The 1,765-nt window shown below is 73.5% G+C and carries 1 protein-coding gene; it reads left to right on the forward strand.

Translation table 11 applies throughout. The annotated features are described in order from the left end of the window. Positions 1-245: 245 nt before the first annotated feature. Positions 246-1,765: acetyl-CoA carboxylase biotin carboxylase subunit (locus tag PROKR_RS27255; protein WP_245605989.1), on the forward strand; the 1,520-nt coding region annotated here is incomplete at its 3' end.

The raw sequence follows: 1,765 nt of genomic DNA on the forward strand, positions 1-1,765 counted from the left end.
CCGCCCGCCGCCCGCCGCCGGCCGCCGCCAGCCGGCGCCCCGTCAGCCCGTCGCCGCCCAGGACCACCAGGAGGCCCCCGTTTACCCGATACCGACAAGCCCGGGCGGCTCAGTGGACTGCACAGTGCCGACGCCATGTCTGATTCCCACAAACGGCCTGCTCCGGGGTTGGTCTGGCCTCCAGACTTTCCGCCGCCTGCCCGGAGCCGGTACATAGGTCCCGGATACCCGGGTTACGGTGAGCCGTGCCCAGTTCCAGCCTGCCCCGAACCATCTCGAAGGTGCTCATCGCCAACCGTGGTGAGATCGCCGTCCGCGTCGCCCGCGGATGCGCCGATGCGGGGCTGGCGTCCGTCGCCGTCTACGCCGACCAGGACCGCGAGGCCATGCACGTGCGGATCGCCGACGAGGCGTTCGCCCTCGGCGGCGCTCGCGCCGCCGACACGTACCTCGACCCGGCCAAGCTGCTCGACGTCGCCCGCCGCTCCGGCGCCGACGCCGTGCACCCGGGCTACGGGTTCCTGTCGGAGAACGCCGAGTTCGCCCAGGCGGTCATCGACGCGGGGCTCGTCTGGATCGGGCCGCCGCCGTCGGCCATCGACGCGCTCGGCGACAAGGTGAGCGCCAGGCACATCGCGCAGCGCGCCGGCGCGCCCCTGGTGCCCGGCACGCCCGACCCGGTCAAGGACAGCAGCGAGGTTCGGGCCTTCGCCGAGGAGCACGGCCTGCCCATCGCCATCAAGGCGGCGTTCGGCGGCGGCGGCCGCGGCCTCAAGGTCGCGCGCACGTTCGACGAGATCGACGAGCTGTTCGACTCCGCGGTCCGCGAGGCGACAGCCGCGTTCGGCCGCGGCGAGTGCTTCGTGGAGCGTTACCTGGACAAGCCGCGCCACGTGGAGACGCAGTGCCTCGCGGACACCCACGGCAACGTCGTCGTGGTGTCGACCCGTGACTGCTCCCTGCAGCGCCGCCACCAGAAGCTCGTCGAGGAGGCGCCCGCGCCGTTCCTCACGCCCGAGCAGGAGAAGTCGCTGTACATGGCCTCGGAGGCCATCCTGCGCGAGGCCGGGTACGTCGGCGCCGGGACCTGCGAGTTCCTCGTGGGCCTGGACGGCACCATCTCCTTCCTCGAGGTGAACACCCGCCTCCAGGTCGAGCACCCGGTGACCGAGGAGGTCACGGGGATCGACCTGGTCCGCGAGCAGCTGCGCATCGCCGCCGGCGAGCCGCTGGGCTACGACTCCCCCGCGATCCGCGGGCACTCCCTGGAGTTCCGCATCAACGGCGAGGACCCGGCCGCGGGCTTCCTGCCGGCGCCGGGCCGCCTGAACACGATCACCTGGCCGTCGGGACCGGGCGTGCGGGTCGACACGGGCGTCGTCGCGGGCGACACCGTCTCGGGCGCGTTCGACTCCATGATCGCCAAGCTCATCGTCACGGGCGCCACGCGCACCCAGGCGGTCGAGCGGGCCCGCCGCGCGCTGCGCGAGCTCGTGGTCGAGGGCATCCCCACGGTGGTCCCGTTCCACAAGGCGGTGCTCGACGCCGAGGCGTTCGTCCCGACGGACGGCTCCCCGTTCCGCGTGCACACGCGCTGGATCGAGACCGAGTTCGCCGACGAGCTCAAGGCGCTCGCCCCTGCTCCCGCGCCGGCCTCCGACGACGAGGTCGAGGAGGTCACGGCCGAGCGCGTCGTCGTCGAGGTCGGCGGACGCCGCCTCGAGGTCGTGCTGCCCGCGGGCCTCGGCGTCGCGGCCGGCCGCGC

Origin of the sequence: Promicromonospora kroppenstedtii DSM 19349, from assembly GCF_000515355.1 — a bacterium.
Taxonomy (GTDB): Bacteria; Actinomycetota; Actinomycetes; order Actinomycetales; family Cellulomonadaceae; genus Promicromonospora; species Promicromonospora kroppenstedtii.